Source organism: Edaphobacter flagellatus, assembly GCF_025264665.1.
GTDB classification, from domain to species: Bacteria; Acidobacteriota; Terriglobia; order Terriglobales; family Acidobacteriaceae; genus Edaphobacter; species Edaphobacter flagellatus.
In genome coordinates, this window is the sequence record NZ_CP073697.1 from 370,377 (window position 1) to 386,709 (window position 16,333).

Below are 16,333 nucleotides of genomic sequence, written 5' to 3' on the forward strand. Positions count from 1 at the left end.
GCAAGAAAAGGACCACCTTTCAATGAATGACATCCATGGATTGGCTGTGCACGCGGCCGGTGCGCAACTGCTGCCCTACAAGTACGATGCTGGCGAGCTGAAGCCCAACGAGGTTGAGATCAAGATCTCCCACTGCGGCGTCTGTCACAGCGACGTCCATCTCATCGACAACGACTGGGGCGTCAGCAAGTATCCCTTCATTCCCGGCCACGAGATCATCGGCACCGTCATCGCCATGGGTTCGGATGTCCGCGACCGCACCGTCGGTCAGCGCGTTGGCGTCGGCTGGCAGGCCGACAGTTGCGGCATCTGCGAGTGGTGCCTCCAGGGCGACGAGCATCTCTGCGCCCAGTCCCAGCCCACCTGTGTCGGACGCAACGGCGGCTTTGCCGAAAAAGTCCGCGTCAACTCGCGCTTCGCCATTCCCGTGCCTGACGCGCTCGATAGCGAAAACGCCTCGCCGCTGCTCTGCGGAGGCATCACTGTCTACAGCCCGCTCCGCAACCACGGCGTTCGCCCCTCATCGCGCGTCGGGGTCATCGGCATTGGCGGCCTGGGACACATGGGCATCCAGTTCGCCCGCGCCTTCGGAGCCGAGGTCACCGCCTTCTCCACCACAAAGGACAAAGAAGACGAAGCTCGCCAGCTCGGCGCACATCACTTCGTCAACACCCGCGATACCGGCGCGCTCAAGAAAGTCGCCGGTGGGTTCGACTTCCTTCTCTCCACCGTCAGCGCCGATCAGGACTGGGCCAGTTACATTAACGCCCTGCGTCCCAAGGGAACACTCTGCATCGTCGGTGTACCGCCCTCCGGCATCCAGCTGCAGGCCTTCCCACTCATCTCCGGACAGCGCGCCGTCTCCGGCAGTCCTACCGGCAGCCCACGCGATCTCCACGAGATGCTCAACGTCGCCGCGCGCCACAAGGTCAAGGCCATCACCGAGCGCTTCGCCATGTCCAAAGCCAACGACGCCGTCGCCAGGGTCAAGAAGAACCAGGTGCGCTACCGCGCCGTGCTCGCCAACTAACGTTTCCCATACACACCGTGTCTGAAAGAGGCGGAGAGTTCATCTCTCCGCCTTTGCACTTTCCCCTGCATTAGACTCAGAGGACGATGACCGAAAGAAGACTGCTCCAGCGTTTCGTGGGCTTCGCTGCACTGGCCGGACTCTCCGCCACCCTCTCCCTTCCCGCCGCCGCGCAGGGAACCAGGCTCTGGACCGTCGACCGCTACGACTCCATGGAGCGCGGCACCACGGACGGCGTCGCCATCCGCAACGATGGACGCCTCGAAGCTGGCCCCGCAACCACACCGGTCTACGACACCACCAGGAGCTATGCCTGGTCGCTCGCCTCCGACTCTGCCGGAAACGCCTACCTCGGCCTCGGCGGCAGTACCGCGGGTTCAGCCCTCGTCATGCGCGTCGCACGCGACGGCAAATCGACGAAGCTCTTTGAAGCCCACGAGCTCGCCATCCAGGCGCTCGCCGTCACCGCGGAGGGCCCCGTCATCGCCGCCACCTCGCCCGACGGCAAGGTCTACCGCATCCCTAGCAACGGCGGCACAGCATCCACACTCTTCGACCCCGCAGCCACAGCCGAGAAACCCAAGTACCTCTGGGACGTCGCCGCCAGTCCCTCCGGCGACATCTTCGTCGCAGCCGGAGCACCTGCCGCCGTCTACCGCATCCCTGCAGGCAGCACCAAGCCTGAGCTTCTCTTCAAGACCGCCGACCAGCACATCCGCTGCCTCCTCCTCGCTCCCGACGGAACCCTCTACGCAGGCTCCGACGGCGCAGGTGTCGTCTACCGCATCGATACAAAAGCACCGCAGGCCAAACCCTTCGCCATCTACGCTGCTCCGCGCCGCGAGATCACCTCCCTCGCGCTCGACACCGACGGCAGCCTCTACGTCGCGGGAGTCGGCAGCAAAGGCGCGACTCCCCTGCCACCGCTTCCCATCACCGGCAACGTCGGCGTCTCCATCACCTTCGTGCAGCCTGCCTCCTCCAGCGCCGCAGGAGCCAACACCCTCGTCCCCGAAGGCAGCGACATCTACCGCATCGCCAAAGACGGCACGCCGCTCCGCCTCACCCAGCTCAAAGACGACGTCGTCTACTCCCTCGCCCTCCGTAAAGGAGCACTCTACGCCGCAACCGGCAACCGCGGACGCATCTACAAAATCGATACCGCCACGCCAGGCCGTTTCACCGACGCCACACACCTCGACGCCGCGCAGGGCATGGCCTTCGCCCCCGCCAAAGACGGCCTCTACGTCGCCACCAGCAACAGCGCCAAACTTTTCCTCCTCGGCGACGCGCCCGCAAAAGAATCCACCTACACCAGCGAAGTCTTCGACACGCAAAGCTTCTCCCAGTGGGGACGCGTCGAAACCCGCGCCGACGGCGCAGGCTATGAACTGTGGATACGCAGCGGCAACGTCGAAAGCCCGCTCATGGGCTGGAGCGACTGGGCACGCGTCGGCGCCGACGGCTCCGTCTCCGTTCCAGCAGGACGCTTCGCGCAATGGAAGGCCATCCTGCGGCCATCCGCTCCCGCCGCCAGCATCGACGCCGTCGGACTCAACTACCTCACCCGCAACGTAGCTCCCGTCGTCGATGAGATCGCCATCCAGCCCGGCGCGCGCATGCCCGCCGGCGGAGGCATTCCTCCCAACACCACCGTGCAGGTTGCCTTCCCGCAGCCCGCCGGCTCGCCCATCGTCAGCTTCCAGCAGGATGCCAGCACCGCGCCGCTCACCGCGCAAAAGGACAAGACCGCCATGACGGTCCGCTGGCTCGCCCACGACGACAACGGCGACGACCTGCTCTTCTCCGTCTGGTATCGCGGCGTCGATGAAAAAAACTGGCGGCTGCTCAAAGACAAGATCGGCGAACGCTTCCTCAGCTTCGACGCAGCCCTGCTACCCGACGGCAGCTACAACCTCAGGATCATCGCCAGCGACTCGCCCTCGCACACCGCCTCCGACGCGCTTACCGGCGAGCGCGAAAGTTCCGTCTTCGTAGTCGACACCACACCGCCGGTCCCCGGCACACTCACGGCGACGCTGGTTCCGGCAGTCGCAGGCACGCCGCAGAAGATCCACGCCACACTCGATGCCCGCGATGCGACTTCGCCCATCGCGCATGCCGAATACTCCGTCGACGCTGGCCCATGGCAGTACCTCGAGCCCGTCGGCAAAGTCTCCGACTCGCTCTCCGAACACTACGACTTCACCGGCGAAATCCCCGCCGCCACAACTCCCGTGGCCGACGCGCACGAGCACATCATCGCCGTCCGCATCTACGACCGCTACGACAATATGGCGGCCGTGAAAGCAGTCGTTACCACGGCGGTAGCCCGGTGACTGGAGCCGCCGGAGTCGACCAGCAGACACGACGCGGTGTCGGTCGCTTCAATCTCTACGATCCCGACTTCCTGCTCCTCGTCGTCGACCTCATGGGAGTCTTCGTCTTTGCCGTCGAAGGCGGGCTCGCCGCCATCCGCTCCAACCTCGACGTCCTAGGCCTGCTTGTCATCTCATTCGTTACCGCGCTCGGCGGAGGCATGATCCGCGACCTGCTTATTGGGGCCATCCCGCCCAACAGCGTCCGCGACTGGCGCTACCCAACAACCGCCCTAGCTGGCGGAGTCGTCGTCTTCTACTTCTACCAATTCATCCAGCGCGTCCCTCCCGATCTCATCATCACGCTCGACGCCGTGGGACTCGCCCTCTGCGCCATCGCAGGCTCCGCCAAGGCCGTCGAGTACGGTATCAACCCCCTGCTCTCCGTCCTGATGGGAGCCGTCACCGGAGTCGGCGGAGGCACCATCCGCGACATCCTGCTCAACCGCGTCCCCGGCGTCCTCCAGTCCGACGTCTACGCCGCCGCCGCCCTCGCCGGAGCTCTCGTCGTCGTCATCGGTCTCCGCTTCAGAAACATCCCTCGCTGGCTCGTCATGACCTCCGGCGCCGGAGTCTGCTTTACTCTGCGTATGGTCGCCGTCTTGAATCACTGGAATCTCCCCCGCGTCATGATCCAATAGTGCGAGCCGCTTCCAGGCAGGCCCTGGGGCTTTAGTTTTTGAACTCTACCTAACCGACGCCAGGTGACCACCATCTGCCGAAGGAGTGAAGCCAAAGGCGAATCGACGCCCCGCCAGAGAGGGAAAAAACCTGTCAAGCCCTCATGCCCCATAACCCATCTCCCCTCAGCAACATCCATCTGCCGATTAGTTTCACCAAACCAGCTAAACTGGTATTAAGTGGATGCGAAGCGAGATGCATACGAAGACAAACTTCCGTAACCGTCAAAATAACTTCTGTATTTCGAATACTTTGCACAAATCAGTACCCGGGGCTACCCCCTTCAGCCGGATAGTAAGCTTGAGATTCGATGCGATTTGAACTCTTCATTGCGGCGCGCTACCTCAAGGCCAAGCGTCGCCAGGCCGTCGTCGGCATCATCACGGCCATCTCGATCATCGGTGTCGCGGCCGGTGTGGCCTCGTTGATTATCGCGCTGGCGATCACCAACGGCATGCGCCGCGATATGCAGGAGCGGCTCCTCGGCTCGACTGCTCACATCGACCTCATGCGCGTCGCCGCCGACGGCATCCGCGATTGGCATCCGCTGCTCGATCGCCTGCGCAAAGTGCCCCACGTCACCGCCGCCGCCCCCGGGCTCTACGGACAGGTCCTCATCTCGCGCGGCGCGCGGAGCGGAGGCGGTCTCGTCAAAGGCATCATTCCCGCCGAAGAAAGAACCATCGGCGACCTGCTGCAGAAAATCTACGAAGGATCGGCCGATGCCCTCGAACCGGTCAGCGCATCGGCCAGCCAGCCAACCAGCCCCGCCGGGGCACAACCGCTGCCTCCAATCGTGATCGGCAAAGATCTCGCAGAAAATCTCGGCGCAAAGGTCGGCGACACGGTCGTCGTCACCAGCCCGCTGGGCGAGCTGAGCCCGCTCGGATGGATGCCGAAGATTCAGCGATGCATGGTCGCCGGAATCTTCAAATCCGGCTTCTATCAGTACGATTCCAGCTATGCCTTCATGCGTCTCCGCGATGCACAGCGCCTGATGTCCGAGCCCGATTGGATCTCCGTTATCAGCTTCAAAGTCGACGATCTCTACAATGCCGACAAAATTGCCCGCACCATCGAAGATCAGGCTGGCAAAGGCTTCCAGGCAACCAGCTGGATGCAGCAAAACCGTGAGCTCTTCCGCGCGCTGCGGCTTGAGCAGATTGTCACCTTCATCGTGCTCGCGCTCATCGTCTGCGTCGCCGCACTCAATATCCTGATCGCGCTCACAATGATGGTGATGGAAAAGACACGCGACATCGCCGTGCTGATGAGCTTCGGCGTCACCGAAATGCAGGTGCGACGCATCTTCCTCCTGCAGGGTCTGCTGATCTCTGTCATCGGCACCTTCCTCGGCCTCATCCTCGGCTACGCACTCAGCTGGATCGGCGGACATTACCGCTTTCCGCTTGACGCCTCGGTCTATTCCATCGACTATCTCCCCTTCGCGCCAAAGATACGCGACGGCATCATCGTGGCAACCGTCTCACTCGGCGTCAGCCTCATCGCCACCATCTATCCAAGCGGCAGCGCAGCCAAAGTCCTTCCTGCGGAGGCCCTCCGCTATGAGTGATCCGCGCCTCCCGCTTGATGACTCCAGCTCACTCGAGCCACTGCCCTCCGGAACCCACCAGCGCGTAGTCCTTCGCGCCGAAGGCCTCACCAAGATTTACGCCGAAGTCTCCGAAGGCGCGGGCGGCCTCGAGCTTTTCCGCAACCTCAACCTCACCGTCTATGCAGGAGAAATGCTCGCCATCGTCGGCGAAAGTGGCGCAGGCAAAAGCACGCTGCTGCACCTGCTCGCCGCCCTCGATAAACCCACCTCAGGCGAGGTTTACTGCGGCGATGCGCGCCTAAGCCGTTTCACCTCAAGGCAAGCCTCCGAGTTCCGCAACCGCGAAGTCGGCTACGTCTGGCAATTTCACTATCTGCTGCCCGAGTTCACTGCACTCGAAAATGTGGCTATGCCTCTGCTGGCTCGCGGTATGGCTCGCGATGCCGCGCTCGATCGGGCAAGCTACTGGCTGATTGAGGTTGGACTGGGAGCCCGAGGATTCCACCGCTCCGGCGAGCTAAGTGGCGGCGAGCAACAGCGCGTCTCACTCGCCCGTGCCCTGGTCACCGAACCAAAGCTGCTGCTGGCCGACGAACCAACCGGCGACCTCGACCAGAAAACCGGCCAGGCAGTATTCGAGTTGATTCAGGGATTGCATCAGGCACACGATCTCACCAGCATCCTGGTCACGCATAATCTTGATTTTGCAGCCAGATGCACCCGGACGCTGCGGCTTCGCGGCGGCCGGCTGGAAGAGACGCTCAGCTTCTAAAACAGGGTTTCGAACCGATTTTTCACATGTTGCGTCGAATGACTAATGATGTAGTGTAAGCAGTAACTTTTGCGGGATACAGCACGAGTTGACGCGGCGACTACACTAGTATCAGTGGATGGGATGCGCCGCAGAAGAAGCGGTAGCACCTGATGTGTTCTCCGGGCGGGTAACTGACGCGCAGGGAATGATATAGGTAATGGCGCCACCTGGGCTCCTTGGTCTGTGGTGGTGGCCGGTTCGAAAGGGAGAACATGTTCGAACGCTACACGGAGAAAGCGCGGCGGGTGATCTTCTTTGCCCGCTACGAGGCAAGTCAGTTCGGGTCACCATATATTGAAACGGAACATCTTCTGCTTGGGCTGCTCAGGGAAGACAAGGCGTTGACCAACCGCTTCCTGCGGTCGCACGCCTCGGTCGAGTCCATTCGCAAGCAGATTGAAGGGCATACAACGATTCGCGAGAAGGTGTCGACCTCGGTCGATCTTCCGCTCTCGAACGAGTGCAAACGCGTACTAGCCTACGCGGCTGAAGAGGCTGAGCGGTTATCGCACAAGCACATCGGCACCGAACATCTTCTGCTGGGCCTGCTGCGCGAAGAAAAATGCTTTGCCGCAGAGATCCTGACCGAGCGCGGCCTGCGCCTGCCGGCTATCCGCGAGGAGCTACAGCGTACCTCGCAAGAGAAGGCGCCTGCAGCGCAGTCCAACAAGTCGCAGCGTGGTGAGCAGAGCATGCTTGCCGAGTTCTCGCGCGATCTGACGCAATCGGCTCTCGACCAGCAGCTTGATCCGCTCGTTGGCCGTGATACCGAGGTTGATCGCGTTATCCAGATTCTCTGCCGCCGCACGAAGAATAATCCCGTGCTGATCGGCGAGCCAGGTGTCGGCAAGACGGCCATCGTTGAAGGTCTTGCGCAGAAGATCGCTGACGGCGAGGTTCCCAGTTTCCTTGCCGACAAGCGCGTTCTTGCTCTCGATCTGTCGTTGATCGTTGCAGGCACCAAGTATCGCGGCCAGTTTGAAGAACGCCTGAAGACCATCATGAAGGAGTTGATGGAGAACCAGAACTCCATCGTCTTCATCGACGAACTGCACACGCTCGTCGGTGCAGGTTCTGCCGAAGGCTCCCTTGATGCAGCCAATATCCTCAAACCCGCATTAAGCCGCGGCGAGATTCAGTGCATCGGCGCAACGACTCCGGCGGAATATCGCAAGTCGATCGAGAAGGACCGCTCGCTTGAGCGTCGCTTCCAGGCCGTGAAGGTTCCGCCCCCTAGCGAAGAGGATGCGGTCAAGATCATGATGGGGATCAAGGACAAGTACGAGAAGTTTCATGCTGTCAGCTACACCGACGACGCGATTCAGTTCTCGGTGTCGCACTCCAGCCGTTACATCCCCGATCGCTTCCTTCCGGACAAGGCTATTGACCTGATCGACGAGGCGGGCGCGCGCGTGAAGCTGCGTCAGACCTCCTTGCCCGAAGAGTTGACCGAGGTGCAGAAGCGCATCAAGTTCATCGTGCACCGCATGGAGAACGCGATCGCCAATCACGAGTTCGAGAAAGCACGGTTCTACTCGGACGAAGAGCGTAAGGAGCGCGAGAATCTGCGCGCGCTACGCGACAAGTATCACCTCGACGACTCCTCTGCCGGTATCGTGACCCGCGAGGATATCGAAGACGTCGTAAGTCGCTGGACAGGCGTTCCGATTACTTCTTTGAAGGAAGAAGAGACACAGCGTCTGCTGCGTGTGGAGGAAGAGCTGCACAAGCGCGTGATCTCGCAGGAGAAGGCGATCTCGGCACTGGCTCGTGCGATTCGCCGCTCGCGTGCGGGCCTCAAAAATCCAGCGCGCCCCATCGGCAGCTTCTTGTTCCTCGGACCGACGGGCGTCGGCAAGACGGAGATGGCGCGTACGCTCGCCCAGTTCCTCTTCGGCTCGGAGAAGTCGCTGATCCGGTTCGATATGTCGGAGTTCATGGAGAAGCATTCCGTGAGCAAGCTGATCGGTTCGCCTCCGGGATACGTCGGCTACGAAGAGGGCGGACAGCTGACGGAGCGCGTGAAACGCAATCCGTACTGCGTCGTACTGCTCGATGAGATTGAGAAGGCGCATCCGGATGTCTTCAATCTGCTGCTGCAGGTCTTCGAAGACGGACAGCTGACCGATGGTCTCGGCAACACGGTCGATTACAAGAACACGATCATCATCATGACTTCGAACATCGGAGCCAAGCATCTGCAGAAACGGCAGGGTCTGGGCTTCCAGAGCGAGAAGGAAGAGCTGGTGCTCGACAAGATGGAAGAGCTAGTGAGAGGCGAGGTCAAGCGCACCTTCAATCCTGAGTTCCTCAACCGTCTGGACGAAATCATCATCTTCACCTCGCTGAACGATCAGGACCTGATGCAGATCCTCGAGTTACTGGTGCAGCAGCTGAACGTGAACCTGGTCCACAAGTCGATCACGATCTCGGTGACCGACGAGGCGAAGAAGTGGATCATCGAGAAGACCGCTTCGGACCGCACCTACGGCGCTCGTCCGCTGCGCAGAGCGTTGCAGAAATACGTCGAGGATCCGCTATCGGAGGCGCTGATCGCTGGCGGCATTCAGCAGCGGCCCGCGTTTCTCGAGGTCTACATGGAGAACAACCAACTCTTCTATCGTCCGATCGCAAACGATGGCGAAGAGAAAGTTGGCGGCTTTGCTTTGTCGGCCGTATAAAACGATTGCACCATCTCAGCTACGCCCCGGCTTCATCGCCGGGGCGTATTGTTTAAGCGTCACTCAAACCGAATGTGGAGATGTTCTCTATGGATCGTCGTGAGTTTGCCGCAGTCCTTCCAACCTTGATCGCAGCCCTTTCAGGCAAAGCGAACGCTGCGGATACGTCCTTGCCCATCGTGCAATCTGGCATCTTTTCGCCTGGACCGCCGAAGCCTGGCGCTGTCCCCAAACGCGCCTCGCGCGCCTATACGAAGGGGATGCTGAAAGCCGGAAACATTCAGCTTGAGATTCACGAGACGACGCAGGAAGTCGGTGCGCCGCACGAGCCGGTCGAAACTCACCTGCACAGCGAGATATGGCTGGTCCAGTCAGGCACTGTCGCTTTGACGACAAACGGCGTTACACGAAAGATGGTGGCCGGCGATGTCGGCATCTGCGTAGCCGGAGACAAACACTACGTGCAGAACGCCGGAGACACGCCAGCGACCTACTTCGTAGTGACCGTGGGTCCTCCGGAGTAGGCCGCTGGGAGTTGCGCTGCATCTGGATATGTTCGTTTCGTCTTAGACCAGCGATCTGGCGGACTTTACTGCGCTGCCCACTGCATCGGAGACGCTGTCCACGACGTCGCTCGCCTGATCGCCAGCTTTGTCGACGAAGTGTGAAGCCTGCTTGCGGGCGCGCTTGATTGCATCCTGCGCTTCTTCGCTCAGACGCTCCGCCTGCTCCTTCAGGTAGTCGCCAGCATCCTTAAGGTAATCACTGGCGTCATCCACCGCGCCTTCCATTCCCTTCATAAGCTTCTTGCGGGTACGCGCACCACTCTGTGGAGCATAGAGAAGAGCGATTGCCGCTCCAGCAGTCACTCCAATACCAAATGCCAGCCAGTAATTTTTTGCGCTCATGCAGTCATCCTCGCTGTGTGTGATGACGTGATTGTAACCGCACACTCAGTCTAGGATTCGACAAGATCGGCATGGGTTGGCTTGGGCTGATTCAGAATGTGGCTACCACACCTGTACCAATCCAGCTAATGACGAGGGACGTTCCCGATTGCGCATCGCCCGCAAATTGAACTGAAAAACAACTAGATTTTCCTGTGAGGGACAGGAATGAAGACCTTTCTGATTATCACTGCATTCATCGCCATGACGATCGCGCCAGCATTTGCGGCCATCAACGTATTCACCGAAAAGAATCGCTGGTAAGCGTCAATTCTTCAGGCCGGCAAGCTCTCTGGCGCGCACAAAGATCCGAGTGAACATCGCACGGTCGAGTCGACCCGTATTCGTATTGCGCAGCGATGGATGATAGCTGGCAAGCAGATAGACTCCATTGGGCAGACGATAGTGCGCTCCATGCGCAAAGCGGTAATCGGATCTGCGCTCAATTACACCGTGCGCGACCAGATGAGCAAGATAGGCATCAAACGCGATCTTTCCCAGACAAACGACCACGCGGACTCGCTGCAACTGCTCGATCTCTGCGGCCAGATGTGCAGAGCATTCACGAATCTCTTGCGGTGTTGGTTTATCGCCTGGCGGAGCACAGCGAACCACTGAGGCAATCCATGCATCCCGCAGTCGCAAGCCATCATCTTTGGAGAAGCTTTCAGCCTGACTGGCAAATCCAGTGTCATGTAGAACGGGATACATGAAGTACCCCGCGCCGTCCCCTGTAAAGGGACGCCCAGTGCGATTTGCCCCATGCGCTCCCGGTGCGAGTCCCAGGATCAGCACCCGAGCGTTAGGATCACCAAAGCCCGCCACAGGACGAGCCCAATAGGTCTGATCACGATAAGCGCGGCGTTTCGTCTCACCGATGCCCTTGCAGTAGAGACGAAGGCGCGGGCACCGCTCACAGGTCGTGATGGATTCATGAACCTTCAACAAAATTGGTGGGAGGGGTTTTGCGGCAATGCGTTTCACTGCATCCTATGATAGTGGCAACCACTGTCAGAAGACTGACAGGAATGTCTTCATGAGTAGACTGTGGTTAAGCTTTCTCCCCGAGAGGTTTTAAGCAGGTGGTATTTGGACGATCCTAGACTGAGCCGTACCCCGTCGCCCAACCGGCGTCTGACAGAGTGGGCCTATTCTCTATGGCAGGCCGCCGTGCTGCGCTCCGGCATGCTGACCCTCACGATCATCGCTATTTTGCTGCTGGGATTTGCATTTGCCTGGCGCGAACATATGAAAGGGCAGTTTGGACGCCTGAAGCGTGAATTGAAGGGGCCTGCAGCAGCTGTTGCACCTCCTCCTCCACTTCCTGGTGGCCAGGATCCTATTGTTCTTGAGCGTTCGACCATCGAAGGAGGCTCCGTCCCGGAATTTCTTTCTGCAACTTTGCTGCCCGGTCGCGGCATGAACATCTTTCAGATCAAAGCCTACCTGCCCAGCAAAGGTGAGGTGGAGTTACTGTCGTCTCCTCCCTTGGAAGAAGCAGGCAGATTGATGAATGGAAAGAACTCCGACGCGAACGGAGCGGCGAGCCTTTCGTTGGGCGCAGCCTTCGAAGCTCCATGGGCAGGCAGAATCTTTGGTGCACCTTCCGGAAATAACAGCATCAACACCTCCTGGAACGGTACGGCCATTCATCTGCCCTCAGACAGGAGCAACGGTATCGCAGTAGCAACCGGAGGTTTGCTGCTCAAGGCAGCTTCCAATTCAGTGAAAACCAATGTGATGCCCGATGGAGGCGACGCTGAAGCTACCTACGAATCTGGCAGCTTCGATGAACATTGGCCATCGAAGCTCAGGATTACATCAACAGCACAGCTCAGCGGCCGGGTACTCGACATCAAACTTACCGCCCTTAATGTAGGAGATACGGCTGCGCCAGTTGGACTTGGGTGGCATCCCCTGTTTCGCGTCATCGGCAATCGCGGCAGCATGGTACTTCGGCTGCCCAGTCAAGCACGAATTGAGAGATCTCACGCCAATACACCAACCGGAAAACTGCTGCCCGTCACCGGTACGCGGTACGACTTTAGCGATCGTATGGGGAGCGTCCTGGGAAACGCCGAGATCGATGATACTTTCGTCCATCTGCGACAAGCCCCGCTGGATAATGGTCCCGTCGCCGAGCTACGCGATCCGACAAACAACTTTGGACTGCGTATGACTCTACTGAGTCCTTCAATCAAAGCATTGCATGTCTCGGCACCGGCGGACGGCAAATACGTCATGATTTCGCCGCAGTTCAACTACGATGACCCTTTCGGACGCCAGTGGAGCCGCGAAGAGGACACCGGCATGATCGTTCTGCAGCCTGGCCAGAGTACCCAATGGAGAGTCCGCCTCGAGATATTCGCCCTCACCTCGAACTCTCTCCAATAACAGGTTTTGCCGGGAAAATCGAATCTCAAAGGATGGCCAGCCATCCCAATCCTCAGGTTTGACCCCCTGCAACCAACCCCCGTAAAGTATTAAAGAGGCGCGTATCGCGCAGCGCTGGTCAGTCCAGCGGCTGCGGCGTAATTTGACGCGACCTATTGGAAGGCATGGATTTGACCACCCCAACTGAGACGACAGAGACCAACGTAGCTGCGGAGCCGCAGACAGATGCAGAGCACACGCATGCGCATGACCACGATCACGACCATGAGCATCACCACCATGGCCCTTCGCTGAACCCAGAGCTGACCCGCGAGATTGAAGTCGAGGTCCCTGCTGATAAGGTTTCGAAGACTTTCAAAAGTGTGACCAAGCGTTATCAGAAACTGGCGCGTATTCCCGGCTTCCGCGCAGGCAAGGTGCCGGAGTCGCTCGTGCGGACCAAGTTTGCCAAGGAGCTGCGGCAGGAAGTTCTGGAAGCCCTTGTCTCGGTGCGCTTTCAGAAAGCGATTGAAGAGCAGCAGTTGCGCCCCATTTCTCAACCTCAGCTACTCGATCTGCATCTACACGATGGTCAGCCACTGAAATTCAAAGCGGTCTTCGAGGTTGCTCCCGAGATCAATGTGAATGGCTACGATACCGTGAAGATCGCGAAACCAGATGTCGCCCTGACCGAGGATGAATACCAGGCAGAGCTCTCTCGCGTTCTCGATAGCCATGCAACGGTTGAGCCTGTTGCCGATGAGCGCCCTCTTGCCGACGGTGATTGGGCCGAGATCACCTTCAAGGGCGAAGTGAAGGACCTCGCACAGACGGTGACGGAGGATGGCCTCGAAAACACAAACACGAATGAGCCAATCACCGGCGACGACGTGCTGGTTGAGATCGGTGGCAAGAATACGCTTCCTGCATTCACGGATGCTCTGCGCGGAACGAAACCCGGCCAGGAGCTGACCTTCGAAGTGCCGTATCCGGCTGAGTTCGGTGAGAAGCGTCTTGCAGGTCAGACAGTGAGCTACGACGTAACAGTGAAGGCCATCAAAAAGAAGAACTATCCGGAGCGTGATGCTGAGTTCGCCAAGCAGCTTGGCAACTACGAGAGCTGGGAGGACTTCGAGGCGAAGTTGCGCGAGATGGCGGCCGACCGCAAGAAGAGCGCACTCGAGAGCCAGGCACGCGACAAGATGCTCGACGAACTTGTGCAGAAGTTCCAGTTCCCTGTTCCCGAATCATTTGTGCAGCAGCAGGTGGATGCGCGTCTCGACCGTGGTCTTCGCGCGCTTGCGCAGCAAGGCATGACGCCGGAAGCGATGCGCCAGCTCGACTTCGGACGCCTGCGCGAAGCACAGCGCGGACAGGCACTGAATGAAGTCAAGGCATCGCTGATTCTCGATAAGATCGGCGAGCAGGAAAACGTAGCTGTCAGCGACGAGGACATGGACCGCGAGCTTCTGATGCTCTCGCTCCAGTCACGCGAGCCGCTGGAGACGCTGCGTGATCGCCTAAAGAACGACGGCAGTCTGGATAGGATTCGCGAACAGATGCGCCGCGAGAAAACTGCAAGCGTGCTCTACGAGAAATTAGCCTCGTAGCAGTAATCCCCTCAGCTCACAACCTGACTTCAACGAAAGAAAGAGAGCGTTATGGGACTGGTACCGATGGTGATCGAACAGACGAGTCGTGGCGAGCGCGCTTACGACATCTACAGCCGTCTGCTTCGCGACAACATCATTTTTCTTGGGACGCCGATTGACGACAATATCGCCAACGTCATCATCGCGCAGATGCTGTTTCTGAGCGGCGAGGATCCGGAAAAAGATATTCAGCTATACATCAACTCACCAGGCGGCTCGATCACAGCCGGCCTGGCGATCTACGACACGATGCAGTACATCAAGAACGATGTGGTGACGTTCTGCATTGGTCAGGCAGCTTCGATGGGAGCCTTCCTGTTGATGGCAGGCAAGAAGGGCAAGCGCTTCGCTCTGCCAAACTCACGCATCCTGATCCACCAGCCGTCCATGGGCGGCCTAAGCGGACAGGCCACCGACATCGACATCCACGCACGCGAGATTCTTCGTATCCGCGAGATTACCAATAAGCTGATGAGCGCCAGCACGGGCCAGACGCTTGAGAGGATCGAGCGGGACGTGGAGCGCGATTTCATCATGACGGCGTCGCAGGCCAAGGAGTATGGCATCATCGATGACATCATTGATCGGCCACGCACTTAGTCTTCTGGAATCAATCATTCAGGGGCCAGAGCTCATGTCTCTGGTCCCTGAAGTTATTTCGTACATACCACCTTCGTAATGCTGGGATGTACCTCCTTGGTGTACCTGCTGAACCTTCCCGCCGCTCTTTACAAATCTGAAACAGGTGTAGACTGATAACAGTTTTCCCTGCACCGCTTCGCCAGGAGTTGCCGCATCTATGAAAACATCAAGGGGCTCAGAGGAATCGCTTCGCTGTTCTTTCTGCCACAAATCTCAGGACGCTGTCGCTAAGCTGATCTCCTCCCCTTCCGACTATCCCCGCGCCTACATCTGTGATGAGTGCGTGGCCGTGTGCAACTCCATCCTTGAAGACGACCGCTCCGAGGCTCAGCCCGGCGCGGCGCCGGCACACCTTCCCAAGCCGCAGGAAGTGAAAGCATTCCTCGACGAGTACGTGATCGGGCAGGAAACGACGAAAAAGAAGCTTGCCGTTGCCGTCTACAACCACTACAAGCGCATTCAAATGAACAAGACGCGCGGGAACGAAGTGGAGCTGGCGAAGTCAAACATTCTTCTGGTTGGTCCTACAGGTTCCGGCAAGACGCTTCTTGCGCACACACTTGCTAAGATGCTCGACGTTCCGTTCGCGATTGTTGACGCGACCACGTTGACTGAAGCTGGCTATGTTGGCGAGGATGTCGAGAACATCATTCTTAAGCTTTTGCAGGCTGCCGATGGTGACGTTGCTCGCGCACAGTGCGGCATCATCTATATCGACGAGATCGACAAGATTGGACGCAAGGACGAGAACCCCTCGATCACCCGTGATGTTTCCGGCGAAGGCGTTCAGCAGGCCTTGTTGAAGATTCTCGAAGGCACCGTAGCCAATGTTCCTCCGCAGGGCGGCCGTAAGCATCCGCACCAAGAGTTCACGGCGGTTGATACCACGAACATCCTCTTCATCTGCGGTGGCGCCTTTGTTGGACTTGAGAAGGTCATCGGACGGCGCGTAGGCAAGAAGGCTCTCGGTTTCCGCGCCGCTGCCGCCGATGCTGAAGCGAAGGAAGGCGAAGTGATGCCGATCCGCGCTCAGCGCGACTCGGAATTGCTACGTCAGGCTGAACCGCAGGATTTACTCAAGTACGGACTCATTCCGGAATTTGTCGGTCGTCTTCCGGTCATGGGCATTCTCGACGAGTTGGATGAGGCCGCTTTGATCGAGATTCTCACCAAGCCACGCAACGCCATTCTGAAGCAGTACTCGAAGCTGTTTGACTTTGAGGGCGTGAAGGTCACCTTCAGCGATGAGGCTGCACGCGCGATTGCTCGCGAGGCGCTCATGCGCAAGGTAGGTGCACGCGGTCTGCGCATGATCATCGAAGAGCTGATGCTCGACCTGATGTATCACGTTCCCGGCAACAAGAAGGTGAAGGAAATTGTCATCACCGAAGCGATGGTGAAGAATCGCGATCTCACTTTGCCTGTTCTGCTTGAAAAAGCTGGCTGAGGCGCAATCTTTCGCCGAGTAAAGCATATGGAGAATGCACAGGCTTCGGCCTGTGCAAATCTTTTGCCTTGAACCTCTTTCGCTCCTCCCTTCCCTATTCTCTATGGAGCAGAATGCGGTCTGAAGCATTACA

At 58.9% G+C, this 16,333-nt stretch carries 13 protein-coding genes; 11 read left to right on the forward strand and 2 right to left on the reverse strand.

The window, feature by feature from the left end; translation table 11 throughout:
- Nucleotides 1–22: 22 nt before the first annotated feature.
- The 7 genes from KFE13_RS01555 to KFE13_RS01585 all read left to right on the forward strand — a co-directional run bounded on the left by KFE13_RS01555 (nt 23) and on the right by KFE13_RS01585 (nt 9,663).
- Complete coding sequence (locus KFE13_RS01555) at nt 23–1,030, forward strand: NAD(P)-dependent alcohol dehydrogenase (RefSeq protein ID WP_260705368.1); 1,008 nt, start codon at nt 23–25, stop codon at nt 1,028–1,030.
- A gap of 86 nt (nt 1,031–1,116) precedes the next feature.
- Nucleotides 1,117–3,369 (forward strand): SMP-30/gluconolactonase/LRE family protein, encoded by a 2,253-nt coding sequence (locus tag KFE13_RS01560; RefSeq protein WP_260705369.1) that lies wholly within the window; start codon nt 1,117–1,119, stop codon nt 3,367–3,369.
- Complete coding sequence (locus KFE13_RS01565) at nt 3,366–4,049, forward strand: trimeric intracellular cation channel family protein (protein ID WP_260705370.1); 684 nt, start codon at nt 3,366–3,368, stop codon at nt 4,047–4,049. Before KFE13_RS01560 ends, KFE13_RS01565 begins: the two co-directional genes overlap by 4 nt.
- Before the next feature lie 350 nt (nt 4,050–4,399).
- A complete protein-coding gene (locus KFE13_RS01570) occupies nt 4,400–5,662 on the forward strand; it encodes an FtsX-like permease family protein (protein ID WP_260705371.1) in 1,263 nt (420 codons plus the stop codon).
- Nucleotides 5,655–6,416 carry an ABC transporter ATP-binding protein gene (locus KFE13_RS01575; protein ID WP_260705372.1) on the forward strand — a complete coding sequence of 254 codons (762 nt, stop codon included), beginning with the start codon at nt 5,655–5,657 and terminating at the stop codon, nt 6,414–6,416. Before KFE13_RS01570 ends, KFE13_RS01575 begins: the two co-directional genes overlap by 8 nt.
- A gap of 254 nt (nt 6,417–6,670) precedes the next feature.
- Nucleotides 6,671–9,139, forward strand: a complete 2,469-nt coding sequence (locus KFE13_RS01580) for an ATP-dependent Clp protease ATP-binding subunit (RefSeq protein WP_260705373.1) — start codon at nt 6,671–6,673, stop codon at nt 9,137–9,139.
- Nucleotides 9,140–9,228: 89 nt separating this feature from the next.
- On the forward strand, nt 9,229–9,663 hold the full coding sequence (locus KFE13_RS01585) for a cupin domain-containing protein (protein WP_260705374.1): 435 nt from the start codon (nt 9,229–9,231) through the stop codon (nt 9,661–9,663).
- Nucleotides 9,664–9,705: 42 nt separating this feature from the next.
- Here the strand turns inward: KFE13_RS01585 and KFE13_RS01590 are convergent, their stop codons facing one another.
- Both KFE13_RS01590 and KFE13_RS01595 read right to left on the reverse strand, forming a co-directional pair.
- Nucleotides 9,706–10,047, reverse strand: coding sequence for a YtxH domain-containing protein (locus KFE13_RS01590; protein WP_260705375.1), 342 nt, complete (start codon nt 10,045–10,047; stop codon nt 9,706–9,708).
- 306 nt (nt 10,048–10,353) lie between these two features.
- A complete protein-coding gene (locus tag KFE13_RS01595; protein WP_260705376.1) occupies nt 10,354–11,070 on the reverse strand; it encodes a uracil-DNA glycosylase in 717 nt (238 codons plus the stop codon).
- Nucleotides 11,071–11,175: 105 nt separating this feature from the next.
- On the opposite strand from KFE13_RS01595, the gene KFE13_RS01600 reads away from it, so the two are divergent.
- From KFE13_RS01600 to clpX, 4 genes are all read left to right on the forward strand, one after another.
- Nucleotides 11,176–12,480, forward strand: a complete 1,305-nt coding sequence (locus KFE13_RS01600; RefSeq protein WP_260705377.1) for an aldose 1-epimerase — start codon at nt 11,176–11,178, stop codon at nt 12,478–12,480.
- A 164-nt stretch (nt 12,481–12,644) separates the two neighbouring features.
- Nucleotides 12,645–14,069 carry a trigger factor gene (gene tig / locus KFE13_RS01605; protein WP_260705378.1) on the forward strand — a complete coding sequence of 475 codons (1,425 nt, stop codon included), beginning with the start codon at nt 12,645–12,647 and terminating at the stop codon, nt 14,067–14,069.
- A gap of 51 nt (nt 14,070–14,120) precedes the next feature.
- Nucleotides 14,121–14,711: an ATP-dependent Clp endopeptidase proteolytic subunit ClpP gene (clpP, locus tag KFE13_RS01610; RefSeq protein WP_260705379.1), complete on the forward strand. Its 591-nt coding sequence runs from the start codon at nt 14,121–14,123 to the stop codon at nt 14,709–14,711.
- A 199-nt stretch (nt 14,712–14,910) separates the two neighbouring features.
- Complete coding sequence (clpX, locus tag KFE13_RS01615) at nt 14,911–16,200, forward strand: ATP-dependent Clp protease ATP-binding subunit ClpX (protein WP_260705380.1); 1,290 nt, start codon at nt 14,911–14,913, stop codon at nt 16,198–16,200.
- The last annotated feature ends 133 nt before the right edge of the window (nt 16,201–16,333 follow it).

What these genes read in the sequence shown, in the direction of transcription:
- KFE13_RS01555 (WP_260705368.1), top strand. Translation starts at nt 23, where the DNA reads ATGAATGACATCCATGGATTGGCTGTGCACGCGGCCGGTGCGCAACTG.
- KFE13_RS01560 (WP_260705369.1), top strand. Translation starts at nt 1,117, where the DNA reads ATGACCGAAAGAAGACTGCTCCAGCGTTTCGTGGGCTTCGCTGCACTG.
- KFE13_RS01570 (WP_260705371.1), top strand. Translation starts at nt 4,400, where the DNA reads ATGCGATTTGAACTCTTCATTGCGGCGCGCTACCTCAAGGCCAAGCGT.
- KFE13_RS01575 (WP_260705372.1), top strand. Translation starts at nt 5,655, where the DNA reads ATGAGTGATCCGCGCCTCCCGCTTGATGACTCCAGCTCACTCGAGCCA.
- KFE13_RS01580 (WP_260705373.1), top strand. Translation starts at nt 6,671, where the DNA reads ATGTTCGAACGCTACACGGAGAAAGCGCGGCGGGTGATCTTCTTTGCC.
- KFE13_RS01585 (WP_260705374.1), top strand. Translation starts at nt 9,229, where the DNA reads ATGGATCGTCGTGAGTTTGCCGCAGTCCTTCCAACCTTGATCGCAGCC.
- KFE13_RS01590 (WP_260705375.1), bottom strand. Translation starts at nt 10,047, where the DNA reads ATGAGCGCAAAAAATTACTGGCTGGCATTTGGTATTGGAGTGACTGCT.
- tig (WP_260705378.1), top strand. Translation starts at nt 12,645, where the DNA reads ATGGATTTGACCACCCCAACTGAGACGACAGAGACCAACGTAGCTGCG.
- clpP (WP_260705379.1), top strand. Translation starts at nt 14,121, where the DNA reads ATGGGACTGGTACCGATGGTGATCGAACAGACGAGTCGTGGCGAGCGC.
- clpX (WP_260705380.1), top strand. Translation starts at nt 14,911, where the DNA reads ATGAAAACATCAAGGGGCTCAGAGGAATCGCTTCGCTGTTCTTTCTGC.